The sequence below is a fragment of the Sphingomonas sp. PR090111-T3T-6A genome, assembly GCF_000383095.1.
GTDB lineage: Bacteria > Pseudomonadota > Alphaproteobacteria > Sphingomonadales > Sphingomonadaceae > Solisphingomonas.
The window spans coordinates 123,115-142,950 of sequence record NZ_AORL01000010.1; the positions used below are offsets into that span (position 1 = coordinate 123,115).

Annotated in this window: 15 protein-coding genes; 4 read left to right on the forward strand and 11 right to left on the reverse strand. The window is 67.3% G+C overall.

The window, feature by feature from the left end; all coding sequences use genetic code 11:
* Positions 1–2 precede the first annotated feature (2 nt).
* A complete protein-coding gene (locus ST3T6A_RS0103385; protein WP_019831484.1) occupies positions 3–1,274 on the forward strand; it encodes a dihydrolipoamide acetyltransferase family protein in 1,272 nt (423 codons plus the stop codon).
* Between the two features lie 39 nt (positions 1,275–1,313).
* On the opposite strand, the gene ST3T6A_RS0103390 is transcribed toward ST3T6A_RS0103385, so the two are convergent.
* Complete coding sequence (locus ST3T6A_RS0103390) at positions 1,314–2,576, reverse strand: multidrug effflux MFS transporter (protein WP_019831485.1); 1,263 nt, start codon at positions 2,574–2,576, stop codon at positions 1,314–1,316.
* Between the two features lie 73 nt (positions 2,577–2,649).
* Positions 2,650–3,624 carry a glucokinase gene (gene glk, locus ST3T6A_RS0103395; RefSeq protein WP_019831486.1) on the reverse strand — a complete coding sequence of 325 codons (975 nt, stop codon included), beginning with the start codon at positions 3,622–3,624 and terminating at the stop codon, positions 2,650–2,652.
* 180 nt (positions 3,625–3,804) lie between these two features.
* Here glk and ST3T6A_RS0103400 point away from each other — a divergent pair, with 180 nt between their 5' ends.
* Positions 3,805–6,276, forward strand: coding sequence for a glycoside hydrolase family 3 protein (locus tag ST3T6A_RS0103400; RefSeq protein WP_019831487.1), 2,472 nt, complete (start codon positions 3,805–3,807; stop codon positions 6,274–6,276).
* A gap of 48 nt (positions 6,277–6,324) precedes the next feature.
* Here the strand turns inward: ST3T6A_RS0103400 and ST3T6A_RS0103405 are convergent, their stop codons facing one another.
* The 3 genes from ST3T6A_RS0103405 to ST3T6A_RS0103415 are packed head-to-tail and all read right to left on the reverse strand — an operon-like array spanning position 6,325 to position 10,718.
* On the reverse strand, positions 6,325–7,065 hold the full coding sequence (locus ST3T6A_RS0103405) for a FadR/GntR family transcriptional regulator (protein ID WP_019831488.1): 741 nt from the start codon (positions 7,063–7,065) through the stop codon (positions 6,325–6,327).
* A 45-nt stretch (positions 7,066–7,110) separates the two neighbouring features.
* Positions 7,111–8,229, reverse strand: a complete 1,119-nt coding sequence (locus tag ST3T6A_RS0103410) for a glycerophosphodiester phosphodiesterase (protein ID WP_019831489.1) — start codon at positions 8,227–8,229, stop codon at positions 7,111–7,113.
* A gap of 17 nt (positions 8,230–8,246) precedes the next feature.
* Positions 8,247–10,718 carry a TonB-dependent receptor gene (locus ST3T6A_RS0103415; RefSeq protein WP_019831490.1) on the reverse strand — a complete coding sequence of 824 codons (2,472 nt, stop codon included), beginning with the start codon at positions 10,716–10,718 and terminating at the stop codon, positions 8,247–8,249.
* A 211-nt stretch (positions 10,719–10,929) separates the two neighbouring features.
* Here ST3T6A_RS0103415 and ST3T6A_RS0103420 point away from each other — a divergent pair, with 211 nt between their 5' ends.
* The gene (locus ST3T6A_RS0103420) at positions 10,930–11,613 is read left to right on the forward strand and encodes a Fe2+-dependent dioxygenase (protein WP_019831491.1); all 684 of its coding nucleotides are present in this window, start codon (positions 10,930–10,932) and stop codon (positions 11,611–11,613) included.
* 27 nt (positions 11,614–11,640) lie between these two features.
* On the opposite strand, the gene ST3T6A_RS0103425 is transcribed toward ST3T6A_RS0103420, so the two are convergent.
* The gene (locus ST3T6A_RS0103425; protein WP_019831492.1) at positions 11,641–12,408 is read right to left on the reverse strand and encodes a VOC family protein; all 768 of its coding nucleotides are present in this window, start codon (positions 12,406–12,408) and stop codon (positions 11,641–11,643) included.
* Positions 12,409–12,458: 50 nt separating this feature from the next.
* Entirely contained in the window at positions 12,459–13,208 is a 750-nt protein-coding gene (locus ST3T6A_RS0103430) for a DUF899 domain-containing protein (protein ID WP_019831493.1), read from the reverse strand.
* Between the two features lie 74 nt (positions 13,209–13,282).
* On the opposite strand from ST3T6A_RS0103430, the gene ST3T6A_RS0103435 reads away from it, so the two are divergent.
* Positions 13,283–13,717, forward strand: coding sequence for a MarR family winged helix-turn-helix transcriptional regulator (locus ST3T6A_RS0103435; protein WP_019831494.1), 435 nt, complete (start codon positions 13,283–13,285; stop codon positions 13,715–13,717).
* A gap of 3 nt (positions 13,718–13,720) precedes the next feature.
* Here the strand turns inward: ST3T6A_RS0103435 and ST3T6A_RS0103440 are convergent, their stop codons facing one another.
* The 4 genes from ST3T6A_RS0103440 to ST3T6A_RS0103455 are packed head-to-tail and all read right to left on the reverse strand — an operon-like array spanning position 13,721 to position 19,832.
* A complete protein-coding gene (locus tag ST3T6A_RS0103440; protein ID WP_019831495.1) occupies positions 13,721–14,545 on the reverse strand; it encodes a Cof-type HAD-IIB family hydrolase in 825 nt (274 codons plus the stop codon).
* Positions 14,546–14,559: 14 nt separating this feature from the next.
* On the reverse strand, positions 14,560–16,038 hold the full coding sequence (gene zwf, locus ST3T6A_RS0103445; protein ID WP_019831496.1) for a glucose-6-phosphate dehydrogenase: 1,479 nt from the start codon (positions 16,036–16,038) through the stop codon (positions 14,560–14,562).
* Positions 16,038–17,015 carry a phosphogluconate dehydrogenase (NAD(+)-dependent, decarboxylating) gene (gene gnd / locus ST3T6A_RS0103450; RefSeq protein WP_019831497.1) on the reverse strand — a complete coding sequence of 326 codons (978 nt, stop codon included), beginning with the start codon at positions 17,013–17,015 and terminating at the stop codon, positions 16,038–16,040. The genes zwf and gnd overlap by 1 nt, the downstream gene beginning before the upstream one ends.
* Positions 17,016–17,030: 15 nt before the next feature.
* Positions 17,031–19,832: a bifunctional transaldolase/phosoglucose isomerase gene (locus ST3T6A_RS0103455; protein ID WP_019831498.1), complete on the reverse strand. Its 2,802-nt coding sequence runs from the start codon at positions 19,830–19,832 to the stop codon at positions 17,031–17,033.
* Positions 19,833–19,836: the final 4 nt, after the last annotated feature.

The window sequence follows — 19,836 nt, forward strand, 5'->3', positions numbered from 1 at the left end:
GCATGGCACGCGTACCTTTCCGTCTCCCCGACATCGGTGAAGGCATTGCCGAGGCCGAGATCGTTACCTGGCACGTCAAGATCGGCGACATGGTCGAGGAGGACCAGCCGGTCGCCGACATGATGACCGACAAGGCGACCGTCGAGATGGCCGCCCCCGTGTCGGGCAAGGTGGTTGAGCTGGCGGGTGCCGTCGGCGACCAGATCGCCATCGGCTCGACGCTGATCGTGTTCGAGACCGAGGGTGGCGAAGCGGCGGCCCCGGCGCCGGCCGAAGCACCCAAGGCCGAGCCTGTGCCCGCTCCGAAGGCCGATCCGGTCCCCGCCAAGGCGGAGGCGCCCGCCGCTGCCGTCGAGGCTCCGGCGCCCAAGGCGCACGCTACGTCGTCGCACAAGGTGCTGGCCTCGCCGGCCGTCCGCCAGCGCGCCAAGGAACTGGGCGTCGACCTCGCCGACGTGCGCCCCGTCGCAGGCGACCGGGTGAAGCATTCCGACCTCGACGCCTTCCTGAAGTATCAGGGCGGTGGCTCGGCTCCGAAGGCCGCCCCGCGCGCCGCCGCGCCGGTTGCCGCCGGGTATGACGATGTCGAGGAGATCAAGGTCACGGGCCTTCGCCGCCGCATCGCGGAGAACATGGCCGAGGCCAAGCGCCGCATCCCGCACTTCGCCTATGTCGAGGAAGTCGACGTCACCGCCGTCGAGGCGCTGCGTCAGGCGATGAATGAGACGCGCGGCGAGCGGCCGAAGCTCACCATGCTGCCCTTCCTCATCCGCGCGATGGCGAAGGCGGCGACCGACTTCCCGATGGTCAATGCGCGCTTCGACGACGAGGCGGGCGTGGTCAGCCGTCACTCCGCCATGCACCTCGGCATGGCGACGCAGACCGACGCCGGCCTCTCGGTGCCGGTGATCCGCGACGCGCAGGCCTATGACGTGTGGGGCTTGGCCTCCGAGATCGTCCGCCTCGCCGACGCCACCCGCCGCGGCAAGGCCAAGCGCGAGGAACTGTCGGGCTCGACCATCACGCTCACCTCGCTGGGCGCGCTGGGTGGCATCGTCTCGACGCCGGTGATCAACCGGCCGGAAGTCGCCATCGTCGGCGTCAACCGCATGGTCGAGCGGCCGGTGGTGATCGAGGGCCGCATCGAGGTCCGCAAGATGATGAACCTGTCCTCCTCCTTCGACCATCGCGTGGTCGACGGCATGGACGCGGCCAAGTTCATCCAGGCGGTGCGCAAGCTGCTCGAAGTGCCGGCGCTGCTCTTCGCTGACTGAGACTGAGGGGCCGCCCCGGAGCCGATCCGGGGTGGCCCTTTACGACCCCATGCGCGGGTGGAAGAGTCGTCCGCCTTCGGTGATCAGCACGATCACCAGCGCGACCAGCCCCGCCATCGCGAAGCCCGCCGTCATCGGCAGGCTGCTGCCATCGAAGCTCTGCCCGATCGCGAAGCCCAGCAGCGCGCCGCCCACCGTGGTGACGAAGCCCTGCACCGACGCCGCCGTGCCCGCCACCTCGGCGAGCGGCTCCATCGCCATCGCGCCGAAATTGGCGGTCGACAGGCCGAAGCAGAACATCGCCGCCGCCTGACAGATCGCGAAGCTGATCAGCGTCTCATGCCCCGTCAGCACGATCACGAGATGCAGGATCTCGATCCCCGTGAAGCCCAGCAGCGCGGTGTGCGACACGCGCCGCGTGCCCAGCCGCTCGACGATGCGCGAGTTGATCAGCGCCGCGACCGCCATCGTCCCGGCGATCGCGGCGAAGACCAGCGGCATCAGCCTGGGCGCATGGAAGGCGTCGGCAAAGATCTGCTGCACCGAGTTGATGAAGCCGTAGAGCGCGCCCGAGATCACCGTCAGCGCCAGCATATAGCCGACGCCCTGCCGCGCGGTGAGCGTCCGGCGGATCGCGGCCGTGATCGAGGCGATGTCGATCGGACGGCGATATTCGGGGTGAAGCGTCTCAGGCAGGCGGGTGATGAGCCAGGTCAGCACGAACAGGCCATAGGCCGCCAGCACCCAGAACAGCCCGCGCCACGGCAGGAACAGCAGGAAGAACTGCCCGATCGATGGCGCCATCACCGGGATGGCGAGGAACACCATGAAGGCGAGGCTCATCACGCGCGCCATCTGCCGCCCGCCATAGCAATCGCGCACCACCGAGATGGTGACGACGCGGGTGGCGGCCACGGCCGTCCCCTGAAGGGCGCGGAAGGCGAGCAGCACGCCGAAGGTAGGCGCCAGCGCCACGCCGATGCTGAACAGCACATAGGCGGCCGTGCCGAACAGCAGCATCGGACGCCGTCCGAACCGATCCGAAAGCGGCCCGTAGAAGAGCTGCGCCGCGCCGAAGCCGAGCAGGAAGGCGGTGACGATGAGCTGGCGCTGATTCTCCTCGACCACGCCGAGCGAGGTGCCGATCGCCGGCAGCGCCGGCAGCATCGTATCGATGGCCAGCGCCACCATCGCCATCATCGAGGCGACGATCCCCACAAATTCCCGGAAGCCCATCCCCGCATGGGGTCCGGGCTTCGCGATGTGCGGGTTCATCTCGTCGATGCGACTGGTTCCGTCCATGGCACACCTCTACGCCCTTGGAGCCGCGAGGCAAGCCTCATGCTGCAAGTGCGAAGAGGTGCAGCATGAAGGATCAGCGGCAGTGCTTCTCCGCGAAGGCCGCCGCCGCGCCGAGCAGGCCGGGCTGCTCGTGGGTGATGAGCTTCACCGGGATGCGCGCCATGCGCGCCTCGAAGCGGCCCTTGGCCATGTAGCGACCCGCGAAGCCCGAGATCGGGAGATGGTCCGCCACGCGCGCGCCGACGCCGCCGGCGATCACGGTGCCGCTCCACGCGCCATGCGCCAGCGCGAGATCGCCCGCGACGGCGCCCAGCGTCAGGCAGAAGCGGTCGAGCGCCGCCGCCGCGAGGATATCCTCGCCGCTCAGCGCCAGCTTCCACAGCTCCTTGTCGTCGCCCACGGGGACGATGCGGCCCTCGATCGCGGCCAGCGCCTCATAGATGTTGGAAAGGCCGGGGCCGGACACCAGCCGCTCGATCGAGACGCGGCGATAGCGCTGGCGCAGCCGTTCGAGGATCTGGTCCTCCAGCTTGTCGAGCGGGGCGAAGTCGATATGGCCGCCCTCGGTCTCGACGACCGTGATCTGGCCGTTGTGGCGATGGAGCTGGGCGACGCCAAGCCCGGTGCCGGGGCCGACGACGCTGATCGTGCCTTCCTTGCCCAGCGGCTCGTCCGGCCCGCACAGGTGGCGCAGATCCTTGTCCTGCACCCGGCTCACCGCATAGGCGACCGCGCCGAAATCGTTGATGAGGGTGTAACGCTCCAATCCGAGCACAGAGGGGATCAGCGACGGGCGGATCACCCAGGGGCTGTTGGTGAGCTTGATCACCGAGCCGTCGACGGGCGCGGCGATGGCGATGGCACCTGCGTCGGGAAGCGGCCGGCCGATCTTCTCGGCGAACGCCTCCCACGCGCTGCGCAGGCTGGCATAGGCGTGGGTGGGGAGCGTCACCACTTCGCCCATATCGATCGATCCATCGTCCCTAACGGTGGCGATGGTGAAACGTGCATTGGTCCCGCCGATATCGACGGCGACGAGTTCGGTCATCCAGCCTCTCCCAGTCGGTCCGCCGGCAGCCCCGCGCCGGCTATGACCGCATGAATGGGGACGGCTGTAGCATCCCCGTTCGAGAGATGACAGCGCTTGTCATCCATGGGCTCATGGAAATAGGGTGATTAATCGACTTAGGTGCGGCCGCTGATCGCACAGTCCAGGAGAGGGTCCTCAATGCGCGCACTCATCACCGCGAGCCTGATCGCGATCGTTACGGCGTCGTCCGCGCCCGTGCTGGCGGCGCCCGCCATCGTGCCGCTGCCCGCGAACGCGACGGCGCATCCCGCGCTCTGGCCGGCGGCGCACAGCGTCGGGCTGGTTGACGCCAGGACGGAAGCCTTCGTCACCTCGCTGATGAAGCAGATGAGCCTGCGCGAGAAGGTGGGCCAGATGATCCAGGGCGACATCGCCTCGGTGAAGCCCGAGGAGCTGCGTGACTATCCGCTGGGCTCGGTGCTGGGCGGCGGCAATTCTCCGCCGCTGTCGGGCAATGATCGCGGCCCGGTGGGCGATTGGATCAAGACGGCGGAGGCCTTCCGTCAGGTCTCGATCGAGAAGCGGCCCGGCCATGTGCCGATCCCGACGATCTTCGGCATGGATTCGGTCCATGGCAATTCCAACGTCTTCGGCGCGACGATCTTCCCGCACAATATCGGCCTCGGCGCGATGCGCGATCCGGCGCTCATGGAGAAGATCGGCGCGGCAACGGCCGAGGAGAGCGCTGCCTCCGGCTTCGACTGGGCCTTCGGCCCGACCGTGACGGTGCCGCAGGACGATCGCTGGGGCCGCACCTATGAGGGCTATTCGGAGCGCCCGGACATCACGAAGCTCTATTCCGCCGCGATGGTGCGCGGGCTTCAGGGCGCGCCGGGGACGGGGCGCATCCAGAACGGCAAGGTGGCCGCCTCGATCAAGCATTTCCTCGCCGATGGCGGTACGCACAACGGCATCGATCAGGGCGACGCCCAGATCGACGAGAAGACGCTGATCGAGACGCACGCACCGGGCTACATCTCCGGCATCGACGCGGGCGCGATGACGGTGATGGCCAGCTTCTCCTCGTGGAACGGCGTGAAGAACCACGGCAACAAGTCGCTGCTGACCGACGTGCTGAAAGGCAAGCTCGGCTTCGAGGGCTTCGTCGTCGGCGACTGGAACGCGCATGGTCAGGTGCCGGGCTGCACCACCGCCGATTGCCCGCAGAGCTTCAACGCCGGGCTCGACATGGCGATGGTGCCGTCCGACTGGAAGGCGCTCTTCGACAACACGCTGAAGGAAGTGCAGGACGGCACGATCCCGATGGCCCGCGTCGACGATGCGGTGCGCCGCATCCTGCGCGTGAAGGTGAAGCTCGGCCTGTTCGATCCGGCGCGTCCTTATGAGCAGAAGAATATCCTCGGCTCGCCCGAGCATCGCGCGATCGCGCGTCAGGCGGTGGCGGAATCGCTGGTGCTGCTCAAGAACAACAATGCGCTGCTGCCGATCAGGCCGGGCCAGAAGGTGCTCGTCACCGGCACCCACGCCGACGACATCGGGATGCAGACGGGCGGGTGGACGCTCTCGTGGCAGGGCACGGGCAACACCAATGCCGACTTCCCCGGCGCGACCTCGATCTGGGGCGGGCTCAAGACCGCGATCGAGGCGGCGGGCGGCACCGCGACGCTGAGCAAGGACGGTAAGGTGACGGGCGCGAAGCCCGATGTCGCCGTCGTCGTGTTCGGCGAGACGCCCTATGCCGAGATGGTCGGCGATATCTCGACGCTGGAGTTCCAGCCCGGCGACAAGCAGGCGCTGGCCCAGCTCAAGGCGCTGAAGGGGCAGGGCATTCCGGTGGTGTCGGTGTTCATCTCGGGCCGTCCGCTGTGGGTGAACCCGGAGCTGAACCAGTCGGACGCCTTCGTCGCGGCCTTCCTGCCGGGCTCGGAGGGCGAGGGTATCGCCGACGTGCTCGTGGCGAAGAAGGACGGCACGCCGAACAAGGATTTCCGCGGCAAGCTCAGCTATAGCTGGCCGAAGACCGCCGGGCAGTTCGCGAACAATGTCGGCCAGCCGGGCTACGACCCGCTTTTTGCTTATGGCTATGGCCTGACCTACGCCGATCACAAGGCGATCCCGCAGCTCAGCGAGGTCGCAGGGGTGGATGCCTCGCTCGCCAACATCTCGGTCTACTATGTGCCGGGCAAGGCGGTCGCGCCGTGGAAGCTCGCCAGCGACGGCGCGGTCACGGAGAAGAATGTCGACGGCGGCGGCAAGCAGGAGGGCGCGCGCCAGTACGCCTTCAACGGCGCAGGCCATGTCCGCGTTTCCGGCCCGTCGATCGATCTCACCCGCCAGACCAACGCGCAACTCAGCCTCCGCATCGACTATCGCGTGGACGTCGCGCCCAAGGGTAAGGTGACGCTGGGTGTCGGCGATCAGGCGACGCCGGTGGACGCCACCAGCCTGTTCGCCGCCGCTGCGCCCGGCCAGTGGACCAGCGTGAAGGTGCCGCTCGCCTGTTTCAAGGCGGCGGGCGCGGATGTCGGCCATGTCACGCAGCCCTTCGTGCTGGGCAGCGATGGCGGCTTCACGGTGTCGATCGTGGGCGTGAAGCTGGACACCGATCCGGCGGGCGCAGTCTGCCCCGGCGCGCCGGCGGCGAAGTAAGCCTCGCGATCGCCCCGTCCGTGCCAGTGCGCGGACGGGGCGAGGGGATCAGGCGGCGGTGTTGGCGTCCTGCTGCTCGGCGGCGTCGATCAGCACCAGCACGTCGCGGATGATATGATCCATCGCGGCCTGAGCGGCCTCCGGGTTGCGCGCCTCGATCGCGTCCTTCACGGCGCGGTGGGCGGGCAGGCTCGCGGTGCGGCCCTTGAAGCGGTTGGTGAACAGGATCGACGTGCGCAGCGCCGTCACCACCACATCGCGGAACTGGGCGTAGAAGGGGTTGCCCGACGCCTGAAGGATCGAGACGTGGAAGGCGATGTCCGCATCGAGCGGATCGTCGCGCCCTTCCTCGGCGGCGACCATCCGGCGATACCCCGCCTCGATCAGCGCCAGCCCTTCCTGCGTGCCCGCGCGGGCGGCGAGGGCGGCGGCGCCCGGCTCGATGGTGACGCGCAGCTCGCTGAACTGGCGCAGCAGCACCAGCGAGAATTTCCGCTCCAGCAGCCAGCGCAGCACGTCCGGGTCGAACAGGTTCCACGCGGACTCGGGCCGCACCACCGTGCCCTGTCGCGGGCGGGCCGAGAGCAGCCCCTTGGCGGTGAGCATCTTCACCGCCTCGCGCGTCACCGATCGGCTGACGCTATAATGCTTGGCCAGCTCCGCTTCGGTGGGGAAGGGGGTGTCGGCGAAGGCCCCCGTGACGATCGCCCGGCCCAGCTCGTCGAGCAGGCCATAGGTGAGGTTGCGTCCCGAAAGCGGGCGATTGGTGGGCAGGCCGTTTTCCGTCATGCCCTGTCGTCGCGCATCTGCGGCGACAGGGCAAGATTTGTATGATCAGGAACGCATCGATCGATGGTCGATCGCTTCGCGGCCGATCGCGGGGTCGTCGGTGAAGAAGCCGTCGATGCCGGCCGCGAGATAGGCGCGGATCTCCGCCACCGAGCCCGCGACGTTGCGTGCGGCCGGGCCGTTCGCATCCTGGAAGTCCTTGGCGAGGAAGTAATTCTCCGGGCGGAAGGTCCAGGGCTGGACGAGCAGGCCGGCCTTGTGCGCGTCCGCCGTCACCGGCGAGGGCTTGGCGAGGCGGCCATCGGGGCTGAGCGGGATGATGCTGCGCGTATCGGACGCAAGGATATCGGCATAGCGCGCGATCCCGGCGAGGCCCTCGGGCTTCATCAGATCGTTATAGCTGGTCTTGCCGCCCGCCTTGGCGATGTCGGCGGGGGGCAGGTCGGAGCCGGCGGTGAGCTGCATGAGCTGCACGTTCGCGGGGCGGCCGAGCTTCTGGCGGATATATTTGAGGTTCGCCGTCTCGAACGACTGGATCACCACCGGCGCGGTGCGGGTGTAGTGGTGCGCCGCAAGACTGGCGAGGAAGCGGTCCTCCATCGGCAGGCCGATCGAGGCGAAATAGGTGGAGTGCTTGATCTCGGGCACCAGACCGATCGTGCGGCCCCGCGCCAGCGACTCTGCGGCGGCGAAGTCGATCATCTCGGCCCAAGTCACCAGATCGAACCAGCCGTCCATCGCGGCGTTCTGCGGACGGAGCTGGCCGAGCCGCTCCTTGGCGCGCAGCGTCTTCAGCTCGGCGAGAGTGAAGTCCTCGGTGAACCAGCCGACCTGCTTCTCGCCGTCGATCAGCTTCTCGGTCTTGCGATCCGCGAACTCGGGGTGGCTGGCGATGTCGGTGGTCTCGACGATGTTGTTCTCGTGCCGAATGATCAGCACGCCGTCCTTGGTGGAGACGAGATCGGGCTCGATGAAGTCCGCCCCGTCCGCGATCGCCTTGGCATAGGAGGCGAGCGTATGTTCGGGCCGGAGCGCGGAGGCGCCCCGGTGCCCGTAGATCAGGATTTTCTTCGCTTCCGCCGCCGCAGGCCCTGCGACGGTGGTGGAGGCGAGGAGGGCGGCGCCGGAAGCCGTCAGCGCTTCACGTCGTGTCATGCGGATCATCTCCCGGCGCCCCTCTATCAGAACTTGAAGCCGATGGTGCCGAACACTTCGCGCGGCGCCACGGGGAAGTAGTTGTAGGTGCCCGACGCCGCACCGATCGACAGCGTGGAGGCCGCCTTCTTGTCGGTGAGGTTGGTGACGTTCAGGCTGACATTCATCTCGTGGATCACGCTGTTGGCGCCCAAGGGCACCTTCGCGCCGATCCGGGCCGACATGGTGAAATAGGCCGGCGTGCTGAGGTCGTTGGTGTAGGTGGCGTAGCGCTTGCCCATGTAATCGCCGACGAGCTGCACATCGAAGATGCCGTAATTGGCGGACGCGATGAACTTGTTCAGCCAGTCCGGCGAGCCCGGTACCTTCTTGCCCTTGGTGTGCACGGTGGTCTGGGCGGCACCCGAGCCGGTGACGTAGTTATCGTCGAACTCCGAGTTGTTGTACGACAGCGCGTCGTAGAACGAGAAATGCGGGCCGAAGTGCAGCGTGCCGGCGATATCGACGCCGTCGGTGGTCACGCCGCCGACATTGTTGATGATCGTGGCGCCGCTGACGATCGCGGTGATCGTCTGGGTGGGGCTCACGGCCAGCAGGCGGTTCTGGAAGTTGACGTGGTAATAGCTGAGCTGGCCCTCGAAGCCGGTGATCGGGCCGAGGTGCAGCTCATGCTGGGTGCGCGCGCCGAACTCGTAGGTCCAGCTCGTCTCCGGCTTGGTGTTGGCCTTGAACGCGTCAAACAGCGTCTGGCTGCCCAGCGCGAAGGGCGAGAGGCCCGCCGCCGCGCTGGTCTGGAACTGGCGCATATTCTTCTGGATGTTGAAGAAGAGCTGGTCGTGGCCGGTCACGTCCCAGGTGCCGCCGACCTGCGGCAGGAAGCCGCGATTGGTCTTGATGCTGCCGTTGGGAAGCTCGCGCGAGCCGGAGAAGGAGCCGGGGATCGGCTGCACGGTCACGCGCTGGTTGGCGTCCTGGAACTCGCCCTTGAAGCCCGCCTGGAGCGTGATGTTCGGGCGGATGTGCCAGGCATCCTGCACATGGTACTGATATTCGTTGACCCGGACCTCGCTGCCATACTGGGTGATGAGCGGGTTCGCGATGTTGAGCGGGCGCTGATAGGGCGTCGTCGGGTTGTTGATGTCGAACGCGTACCAGCGACGATAGGCGGACGTGCTCTGGTGCTCGTACCAGCCGCCCACCTCGATCTCATGATTGCCGAGCGAGGCGCGCAGCGTGGAGATCACGCCGCCGCGATCGATGCGATATTCGGTGGTGCGGGTCGCCATGCCCGAATTGCCGAAGATCTTGGACAGGCCCGCGAGGTTGGCCGGATCGGTCGCCGGGGCGCCGGGGTTCGGCAGCGGGAAGTAGAAGGAGAAGAGCTGCGGCAGGCCGGCGGCGCCGATCGGACCGGCCACCACGCCGACGCCGTCGTCGTGGTGGAAATAGCCTTGGTTGCTCCAGTGAATCTTGTCGCTGACGTTCCAGTCATATTTGGCGTAGGTCAGATAGTCGGTGCGCTGGGCGTCGCTGTAATAGTTGCGGTAATTGTCGCCCGCGGCCTGATAGGCGGCCGAACCCTTGAAGCCGTTGGCGGCCGACGGATAATAGGCCTCGGCAGCGGCGAGGTCGCCGTAGAAGAAGGGGCGCGTATAGGGAGCCTTGGCCACGGTCTCGCCCTTGGCCGGGTTGATGACCGTGGCGTCCTCGTTGGGCTCGGTCTTGTCCGAATAAGCGAAGTAGTAGGTCAGCTTGCCGGTCGAGTCGTCGTGGACGAACTTGATGTCGGCCTGATAGCCGCCCTGCTTGCCGTTGAAGTCCCACGCCTTCGCGTCCTGGCGGACGGCGGAGAAATAGAGCTTGTTGCCGTTGCCGAACGTGCCGGTGTCGATTCGGCCATAGGTGCGGAAGGTGTCGTAGCTGCCGAAGGTCTGCTGGATCGTCGTGGTCTGCTCGTCGCGCGGATCACTGGAGAAGGTGTCGATCGTGCCGCCGAGGTTGCTGGTCGACGCGGTGCCGAGATCGCCCGCGCCCGACGCCAGCGTGACGCGGCCCACATCTTCCGAGATGATCGCGCGCTGCGGCGAGAGGCCGTTGAAGTTGCCGTAGGTCTGGTCGCCGAGCGGCACGCCGTCGAGCGTGTAGCCGAGCTGCTGCGCGTTGAAGCCGTGGACGAAGAGCGAGATGTTCTGTTCGTTGTTGCCCCACGGATCGGCGGTCAGATAGGTGACGCCGGGCAGCGTCTGGATCGCCTTCAGCGGGCTGATGCCGGGCAGGATCTTCTGGATCTCGGGGCCTTCCATCGCAACCACCGAGCGCGTGCGGCGCGACGTGACGATGATGGAATTGCTGTCTTCCGTATCCGACGCGTCGGTGGAGGCGGCCGTGTCCGTCGTGGCTGCGGCAGATGCGTCGCCCGCATGGGCGGCCTGGATGGGCAGGCCGAAAGCGAAGCTCGCCGACAGGGCGAGGAGAGCGGTGTGGCGGGACGTACGCATGGAAACCCCTTTTGCTGCGGTGCAGTGCAGGGGGCGCCTAAGCGGGCTGTCTGACAGCCCCATGACGGTTGCGTATCGATTTCGTGGCTGTCCGAAGTTTAACCCCGCGATGCGGGCTGGAGGCCACACCGGCGCGGGGGCGATTGACATCGTTGCGAACCATTATCACTAGCAGCGTCGAGGCGGTCGGGATGGAAAGGAATAGCGGGCGATGATGATCGAGATACCGGGTCTGCTCGACGCCGCTGGTGTGGCGCGGCTGCGCTCGGTGATCGACGCGGGCGAATGGGTGGACGGCAACGCCACCTCCGGCCCGCAGTCCGCGCTCGCCAAGCGTAACGAGCAGCTCGTCGAGGACAGCGCCGCCGCCCGCGAAGGGGGAGCGATGGTGATGGATGCGCTCGGCCGCACCCCGTTGTTCATCGCCGCCGCGCTGCCCGCCAAGGTCTTCCCGCCGCTTTTCAACCGCTATGCCGGCGGGCAGGGCTTCGGCCTGCACATCGACAACGCCATCCGCATGAAGCGCGGCACCGATTTCCGTATCCGCAGCGATCTGTCGGCGACGCTCTTCCTCTCCGATCCCGAAAGCTACGACGGCGGCGAGTTGGTGATCGAAGGCGCGTTCGGCGCACAGGCGGTGAAGCTGCCGGCCGGGCACATGATCCTCTATCCCGCTTCCAGCCTCCACCGGGTCGAGCCGGTGACGCGCGGGGTGCGGGTGGCGAGCTTCTTCTGGCTTCAGTCGATGGTGCGCGACGGCGAGGCGCGGCGACACCTGTTCGAGCTGGACGAGGCGATCCAGACGCTCGCGGCCGATCGCGGGCAGGCCGACCCGGCGATCATCCAGCTCACCGGGGTCTATCACAATCTGCTGCGCCGCTGGGCCGACGCCTGAATCTAGCGCCGGCCCTTGGGCAGGATGTCAGCTCGCCTTGCGCGGGCCGACCATGCCGAAGATCGCGCCCTGCGCGTCGAAGGCCTGGATGATCCACATGTCTCCGGGCACGGGCATCGGGCCGTTGAGCAGCTTGCCACCGGCGTCGGTGAGGCGCTGATGCGCGGCGTCGATATCGTCGACCACGAAATAATAGAGCCAGAAGGGGTGCGGCGCCTGGGGGTTGTTCATCATCCCCCCGATCGACAGCCCGCCGAGCGCGAAGATCTGGTAATGGCCCTGCGGCCCCATGTCGTAGCTCTCGGCCTGCGTCCAGCCGAACAGCTTGGTGTAGAAGGCGAAGCCGGCTTCCCAGTCGGTGGAATGCAGCTCATGCCAGGCGGGGCGGCCGGGCGTGCCGGGGGCCAGCTCGGGCGGTGGCGTGCCGTCGCCGCGGAACAGCATGAACACCGCGCCCTGAGGATCGGCGACGACCGAGAAGCGGCCGACGGTCGGGATGTCGGCAGGCTCGCGATAGATGGCGCCGCCGAGATCCTTCACGCGGCTCGTCATGGCGTCGACATCGTCGACATGGACGTAGCCGAGCCATGCGGGCTGCGGATCGGGCATGCCGGGCGGATAGCCCATCATCCCCGCAACCGGCCGGTCGCCCACCTTGGCGAGCGTGTAGCGGATATCGGGCATGCCGGAATCGGCCGTCGTCCAGCCGATTACCTTGGAATAGAAACCCTCGGCCGCCGCCGGGTCTGCGGTGACCAGCTCATACCAGACGAACGCGCCATTGCCTGTCGTCATGATCCTCTCCTCGATCGCCGATGACTGTGGGACGCAGTGCTGCTGAAGGATCAGGCCGGCTCAGCGTGGCAGCAGGCGGCCTTCTCTGCTCCCTCATATTCGTCGTGACGGCGGACGAAATCCATCGTCCCGTCCTCATTGCGGCCTTTGGGCGCGCGATCGAGGATCATCAGCGTGCCGATCAGGGGCTCCGGCCCGCGCGCATAGCTCGAATAGGTGTGGAAGATGCGGCCGGACCCGTCCTGATAGAAGGCGCTGAGGCCCGGCAACTCGTCGAAGCCGTCCTTGGCCGGGATCTGGGTGAAATTATAATCGATCGTCTCGGCGGAGAGCTGATCCTCCGTGAAGGAGACGTGGAAGTCGTAATTGAAGTCGCTGCCCGACGACGACACCCAGGGGAAGTGCCAGCCCATGCGCCGCTTGTACGCTTCGATCTTGTCGAGCGGCGCGCGGCTGACGGCCACGAGGGTCACGTCATGATGGTTGAGATGCGGCAGCGAGCCGTCGAGATGATCGGCGAGGAAGGAGCAGCCGGGACAGCCCGCCTCCCAGTCCGGCCCGAGCATGAAGTGATAGACGACGAGCTGGCTGCGCCCGTCGAACAGCCCGGCGAGCGACTTGCTGCCGGCCGGCGTCTCGAAGCGATAGGCCTTGTTCACCTCGACCCACGGCATCGCCAGTCGCTCGGCGTTCACCGCATCACGCAGATGCGTCTCCTCCTTCTCGCGCTTGAGGAGCGCGCGGCGGGCCTCGATCCACTCGGAACGCGATACGACAGGGTGATCGGCAAGGTTCTGCATCTTCCCTCTCCCAAGAGACTCGGAACCATCTTGACGTGAAATGTTGGTATCAACATAATTATGTCGTGTCAAAGATGCCCGTCCCGTTCGAGACAACGCTGGAGGTGCGCGATAGCTGCCTGTGCCTCCATGCCCAGCGGGCCGCGCGTGCGCTGGCGCGGCGGTTCGACGAGGTTTTGCGGCCAGTGGGGCTCACCAACGGGCAATTCTCGCTGCTGATGTCGCTGAACCGGCCGGAGCCGCCGCCGATGAAGCCGGTGGCGGACCTGCTGGCGATGGACCGCACGACGCTCACCGCCGCACTGAAGCCGCTCGAGCGGCGTGGTCTGGTGTCGATCGAGGTGGGGCTGAAGGATCGGCGCAGCCGCCGCCTGCGGCTCACCGATCAGGGCAGGGAGGTGCTGGCCTCGGCCGTGCCGATCTGGCGCGAGACGCACCGCGCGATCGAGGCGGGGTTGCCCGGCCTCGACGCGAATGGCCTGCGCGCGGCTCTGGTGGCGCTCTCCTGACACCTAGAGGCGATGGCGGGCGACCTCGGGCAGGAGGACACGCTCGATCGCCTTGGCGACGCCGTCCTCGTCGTTGGTGGCGCTGATCCAGTCCGCCTCGGCCTTCACGGTGGCCGGCGCCTGACCCATGGCGATGGCCATGCCCGCCTGCCGCAGCATCGGGATGTCGTTGGGCATGTCGCCGATCGCCGCCGTCTCTTCCAGCGGGATGTCCAGCGCGGCGGAGAGCGCGGCGATGCCGTCGCCCTTGTTCGCCTTCGGGTGCGTGATGTCGCAATAATAGGTCTGCGAGCAGGAGACCTCGGCGCTGCCGCCCAGCGCCGCCTTGCAGTCTGCCTCCAGCTTCGCGACCAGCGGTTCGTCATCGCTGACGCCGACCAGCTTGTCGATGCGCCCGTGGAGGGACTCGAAATCGTCGCGGACGATGGGCGCGACCATCGACGAGCGCTCCTCGCGCGCGAGGTGCGGGTTCTCGCCGTCCGAGATATACCATTGCCCATCGGCGAAGGCCCAGAGCGAGGCGCCGCTCGCCCGGATCAGCGCGACCGCCGTGCGGCTGGCGTCCGCGTCGATATGGCGCGCAACGAGGATCTCGCCCTCGGGCGACACCAGCGTGCCGCCGTTGAACGCCGCCAGCGTGTTGGTCAGTCCCAGCGCTCTCGCAAGCGGCAGGATGCCCGAAGGCGGCCGCGCGCTGATGAGCGTCATCGCGACCTGCGCGTGGGCGAGGCGATGGGCGGCCTCGATGGTCGCGTCGGACAGGCTCTTGTCGCGGCGGACCAGCGTGCCGTCGACATCGGACACGAAGAGGCGGATCGGATGCTTCATCGGTCTTCTGGTCCTCAGTCGACGGGGTGCCATTCGCGGCCGTCACGCTCCATCAGCGCGTCGGCTCCGGCCGGCCCTTGCGAGCCTGCCTTATAGTCCTCGGGGTCGCCGTCCTTGGCCCATTGGCGCAGGATCGGCTGCACGATCGCCCAGCCGCGCTCGACCATGTCGGCCCGCTGGAACAGCGCCTGATCGCCGATCAGCACGTCGTAGAGCAGCGTCTCATAGCCGGTGCGGTGGCCGAGATCGAAGGCGTCCTTGTAGCGGAAGTCCATCATCACCTGACCCGTATCGACCACCGGCCCCGGCTTCTTGGCGTTGAAGTGGAGGTCGATGCCCTCATTGGGCTGGATCTGGATGATGAGCTTGTTGGGCGGGATCTTCGAGATGTCGGCGTTGCGGAACATCGCGAGCGCGATCGGCTTGAACTGGATCACGATCTCGGTGTCGCGCGCCGCCATCGCCTTGCCGGTGCGCAGATAGAAGGGCACACCCGCCCAGCGCCAGCTATCGATCATCAGCTTCAACGCCGCGTAGGTCTCGGTATGGCTGCCCTTCGCGATATCGGCGGCCTTGAGATAGGGCGTGACCTTCGTCCCCGCGATCGTGCCGCCGGTGTAGCGGCCGCGGACCGCATCGCGCTTCGCCTCGCCGGCGGTCGGGATGCGGACGGCGTCGAGGAGCTTCGCCTTCTCGTTGCGGATCGCCTCGGCGCCGAAGCTGTTGGGCGGCTCCATACCGACCATCGCGAGAATCTGGAAGAGATGGTTGGGCACCATGTCGCGGAGCGCGCCGGTCGCGTCATAGAAGGCGCCGCGCGTGCCGACGTCGACCGTCTCGGCGGCGGTGATCTGGACATGGTCGATATAGCGGTTGTTCCACACCGCTTCGAGGAAGGCGTTGCCGAAGCGCGCCACCATGATGTTCTGCACCGTTTCCTTGCCGAGGAAATGGTCGATGCGGAAGATCTGGCTCTCCTCCATCACGCCGAGCAGCGTCTTGTTGAGCGCGCGGGCGGTCTTGAGATCGTGGCCGAAGGGCTTCTCCACCACCACGCGGCGGAAGCCGTCCGTCTCGCGCAGCAGGCCGACCTTGGCGAGCGCTTCCGAGACGGGGCCGAAATAGCTGGCCGCGGTGGCAAGGTAGAAGGCGATGTTGCCGGCGTCCTTCAGCCGGTCGGCAAGGCCGGAGTAGGTCGCGGGATCGTCGAACTCGCCCTGGAAATAGACGATGCGCTTGCGGCGGGTGGCCCAGGCCGCCTTGGTCGCCTTGTCCCCGAGGTCGAGATGTTCGGCGAGCTGATCCTGTATGCCCTCGTCGGGGCCGCGGCTGACGACGAGGATGTCGAGATCGTCCCCGATCAGGCCGTCGCGCGTCAGGTTGACCAGCGCGGGAGTCAAAAGGCGGCGCGAGAGGTCTCCCGCGCCGCCGAAAATGACCAGCGTGGCCGGCGGCGCAGGATCACCCGGGGCGATCTTGGCCGGCCGCGCCATTATTGCGGCATCTCGACATGGCCACCGAAGCCGTGGCGCATGGCGGAGAGCAACTTGTCCCCGAATGTGTTGTCCGACCGCGAGCGGTAGCGGGCGAACAGCGCGGCGGAGAGGACGTAGGCGGGCACCGCCTCCTCCATCGCCGCGTCGATGGTCCACTGGCCTTCGCCGCTGTCGGCCACCTTGCCGCTATACTGGCTGAGTTCGTGGTTCTCGGTGAGCGCCTGCGCCGACAGGTCGAGCAGCCAGGACGAGATCACCGAGCCGCGCCGCCAGACCTCGGCCACGTCGGTGAGGTTGAGGTTGAAGCGCTCATCCTCGGGCAGGCGATCGGAGCTTTTGGTCTTGAGAATGTCGAAACCCTCGGCGAAGGCCGCCATCAGGCCATATTCGATGCCGTTGTGGACCATCTTCACGAAGTGGCCCGAGCCTGCCGGCCCGGCATGGATATAGCCCTTCTCGGCGCGCGGATCGGCGCCGTTGCGGCCCTTGGTGCGCGGGATGGTGCCGATGCCGGGCGCCAGCGCCTCGAAGATCGGATCGAGGCGGGTGACCGTCTCGTCGGGGCCGCCGATCATCATGCAATAGCCTCGCTCCAGACCCCAGACGCCGCCGGACGTGCCGACGTCGACATAATGGAGGCCCTTGGCGGAGAGCGCCTTCGCGCGGCGGATGTCGTCCTTGTAGAAGGTGTTGCCGCCGTCGATGATCGTGTCGCCCGAGGAGAGCAGGCCCGACAGCGCCTCGATCGTCTGCTCGGTCGGGCCGCCTGCCGGCAGCATGACCCAGACGGTGCGCGGCGCCGTGAGCTTCTGCACCACCTCCGCGAGCGAAGCGGCGCCCGTGGCGCCCTCGCCCACCAGACCGGCGACCGCCGGCTCGTTGCGGTCGAACACGACGGCCTCATGCCCATTCCGCATCAGACGGCGGGCGATGTTCGCCCCCATCCGACCCAGTCCGACGATCCCGATCTGCATAGTCCGCTTTCCCGATTAGGCCGCGAGGGCCGCCTTCAACGCACGGGCCAACACATCCAGCCCGGTCTTCTCATTCTTCAGATGCACGCGCAGCACGCGCTGCCCGCGCGAGGCGAGCACGTCGAGATCGCCGCGCGCCTGTGCGAGCTGCACGGTGCCGAAGCTCGCGCGGTTGCCCGGAATGGTGACATCCGCAGCAGGCTCGCGCGTGATCTCGAGGAACAGCCCGGTCTTGGGGCCGCCCTTGTAGGCCTGGCCGGTCGAGTGAAGGAAACGCGGGCCGAAGCCGGCGACGGTCGCCACCTTCTTCGTATCGCGCACGGCGACGCGCAGCTCTTCCACCACGGCCTCGTCGGCGGCGTTGCGCTCGCAATAGACAAGGAAGCCCGCATAGTCGCCGGCCTTGGCCGAGGCGAAATGCGTCTTCAGGATCGCGGCCGCATCGCCGCCCTCGATCTTCGACGGCGCGAAGAAGGCGAAGTCGCCATCCTCGAAGAAAGCCGTCTCGGGCGAGAGCGCGCCGGACTTCTCATAGGCCTCGATGAGCTGACGCGTCTGGATCTTGGCATCCTCGACGTCGGGCTGGTCGAAGGGGTCGATGCCGATCACTGCACCGGCGATCGCGGTCGCGACCTCCCAGCGGACGAACTCCTGCCCGATGTCGGCCTTGTTCGCGAGGTGGATGTGGACGATCGGCTGGCCCGCCGCCTTCAGCGCATCGAGCTTCGCGTGATCGGCCGACATCTCGTCGCCGTCGAGGTGCAGGTGCACGAACAGGCGGTCGTCGCCATAGGCCGACGGATCGCCGAGCGGCTCCAGATCGACCGGCACGATGCCCTTGCCATGCTTGCCGGTGCTCTCGGCGAGGAGCTGCTCCAGCCATGAGCCGAAGGACTTGAGGCTGGGCGAGGGGACGAGGGTGAGCTTGTCGCGACCCTTCACCGCCGCAGTGCCGATGACGACGCCGAGCTTCACGCCGGGGTTGGAAGCGGGCGGCGCGTCGGGGCCGACCGAGTTGACCATCGCCTTGGTCGTCTCGAAGAAGCCCGCGACGTCGATGCCGATCGCGGCGGCCGGCACCATGCCGAACACCGAGAGCACCGAGTAACGGCCACCGATCGCCGGATCGCCGAGGAAGATGTGGGCGTAGCCGTCCTTCTTCGCCAGCGCTTCGAGCTTCGAGCCCGGATCGGTGACGGCGACGAAGCGCTTGCCGGCCTGGCCCTTGCCCACCGCCTGCTCGCAGCGATCGAAGAAATAGGCGCGCAGCAACTCCGGCTCCATCGTCGAGCCCGACTTGGAGGCGACGATGAACAGGGTTTTCGCGAAGTCGATCGCGCCCGCGACGGTCGCGACCTGCCCCGGATCGGTGCTGTCGAGCGCGTGCAGCTTCGGCGAACCCGAAGCCGAACCGAGGATGTCACCGATCACTTCCGGCCCGAGGCTGGAACCGCCCATGCCGAGCAGCACGACGTCGCTATATGCCTTGGCTTCCTGACCGAGCTTGGCGAGCGCGCCGAAATCGACCTGCTCGCCCTTGGCGGCCGCGAGCCAGCCGAGCCACTTGGCCTCTTCGCCGCCCGTCCAGAGCGAGGCGTCATGCGCCCAGAGCTTGCGCGACCAGCCGCCGGCGCGGGCCTTCTCCAGCTCGTCCTTCACCGCCGCTTCGAGATCGGCGGGGAGCTCGGCCTTCAGGCTGTCGAGCTTCTTGCCGAGGAAGGCGATGCGCTTGTCAGCGACCGCGCCGTAGAGCGTGTCGGCGGCATCGGCGAAGAGGCGCACGCCGTCCTCCACCAGCTTGGCGGTCACGCCATCGAGATCGAGGCCGAGACGCTCGGCTTCGGCGAGGACGTGCTTCGCCTCGTCGATGTCGGCGGTCAGCGTCTCGGCCACTTCGCCATGATCGCGGAAGGCGTCCATGGTCTTGGGCGGCATGGTGTTGACTGTGTCGCGGCCGATCAGCGTGTCGACATAGAGCACGTCCGAATAAGCCGGGTTCTTGGTGCCGGTCGACGCCCAGAGCAGGCGTTGCGGACGTGCGCCCTTGGCGGCGAGCGCCTGCCAGCGCGGCGAAGCGAGCACCGCCAGATAATGCTGATACGCGAGCTTGGCGTTGGCGATGGCGACCTTGCCGGCCAGCGCCTTGGCTTCCGCCGTGCCGAGCTTTTCGATCTTGCCGTCGATCACGGCGTCGATGCGGCTGACGAAGAAGCTGGCGACCGACGCGATGCGATCGATCGGAAGCCCCTTGGCGGCGCGCGCCTCAAGGGCGGCGATATAGGCCTCTAGCACCGCCTTGTAGGCGTCGAGCGCGAAGAGCAGCGTGACGTTGATGTTGACGCCCGCGGTCAGCGCCTCCTGAATGGCGGGAGTGCCCGGCTTGGTGCCGGGGATCTTCACCATCAGGTTGGGCTTGTCGATCGTCGCCCACAGGCGCTTGGCGGCCGCGATGGTCGCGTCGGTTTCCATCGCCAGATAGGGCGAGACCTCGATCGAGACGAAGCCGTCATGGCCGCCGGTGCGATCGTAGACCGGGCGCAGCGTGTCGCAGGCGTCCGAGATGTCCTTGATGGCGAGCGCCTCATAGGCGGTCTCGACCGGCGCGTCGGCCTTGGCGAGATCGGCCTGGAGCTGATCGTCATAGGTGGAGGACTGGGCGATCGCCTTCTCGAAGATCGAGGGGTTGGAGGTGACGCCGGTCAGGCCGTCCTCCTCCACCAGCTTCTTGAGCCCGCCCTCGTTCAGGAACTTGCGATCGACGAAATCGAGCCAGACGGCCTGACCGGCTTCGCCGAGCTTCTTCAGACGGTTGGTCATGGTG

What these genes read in the sequence shown, in the direction of transcription:
- ST3T6A_RS0103385 (WP_019831484.1), top strand. Translation starts at nt 3, where the DNA reads ATGGCACGCGTACCTTTCCGTCTCCCCGACATCGGTGAAGGCATTGCC.
- ST3T6A_RS0103390 (WP_019831485.1), bottom strand. Translation starts at nt 2,576, where the DNA reads ATGGACGGAACCAGTCGCATCGACGAGATGAACCCGCACATCGCGAAG.
- glk (WP_019831486.1), bottom strand. Translation starts at nt 3,624, where the DNA reads ATGACCGAACTCGTCGCCGTCGATATCGGCGGGACCAATGCACGTTTC.
- ST3T6A_RS0103400 (WP_019831487.1), top strand. Translation starts at nt 3,805, where the DNA reads ATGCGCGCACTCATCACCGCGAGCCTGATCGCGATCGTTACGGCGTCG.
- ST3T6A_RS0103405 (WP_019831488.1), bottom strand. Translation starts at nt 7,065, where the DNA reads ATGACGGAAAACGGCCTGCCCACCAATCGCCCGCTTTCGGGACGCAAC.
- ST3T6A_RS0103410 (WP_019831489.1), bottom strand. Translation starts at nt 8,229, where the DNA reads ATGATCCGCATGACACGACGTGAAGCGCTGACGGCTTCCGGCGCCGCC.
- ST3T6A_RS0103415 (WP_019831490.1), bottom strand. Translation starts at nt 10,718, where the DNA reads ATGCGTACGTCCCGCCACACCGCTCTCCTCGCCCTGTCGGCGAGCTTC.
- ST3T6A_RS0103420 (WP_019831491.1), top strand. Translation starts at nt 10,930, where the DNA reads ATGATGATCGAGATACCGGGTCTGCTCGACGCCGCTGGTGTGGCGCGG.
- ST3T6A_RS0103425 (WP_019831492.1), bottom strand. Translation starts at nt 12,408, where the DNA reads ATGACGACAGGCAATGGCGCGTTCGTCTGGTATGAGCTGGTCACCGCA.
- ST3T6A_RS0103430 (WP_019831493.1), bottom strand. Translation starts at nt 13,208, where the DNA reads ATGCAGAACCTTGCCGATCACCCTGTCGTATCGCGTTCCGAGTGGATC.
- ST3T6A_RS0103435 (WP_019831494.1), top strand. Translation starts at nt 13,283, where the DNA reads ATGCCCGTCCCGTTCGAGACAACGCTGGAGGTGCGCGATAGCTGCCTG.
- ST3T6A_RS0103440 (WP_019831495.1), bottom strand. Translation starts at nt 14,545, where the DNA reads ATGAAGCATCCGATCCGCCTCTTCGTGTCCGATGTCGACGGCACGCTG.
- zwf (WP_019831496.1), bottom strand. Translation starts at nt 16,038, where the DNA reads ATGGCGCGGCCGGCCAAGATCGCCCCGGGTGATCCTGCGCCGCCGGCC.
- gnd (WP_019831497.1), bottom strand. Translation starts at nt 17,015, where the DNA reads ATGCAGATCGGGATCGTCGGACTGGGTCGGATGGGGGCGAACATCGCC.
- ST3T6A_RS0103455 (WP_019831498.1), bottom strand. Translation starts at nt 19,832, where the DNA reads ATGACCAACCGTCTGAAGAAGCTCGGCGAAGCCGGTCAGGCCGTCTGG.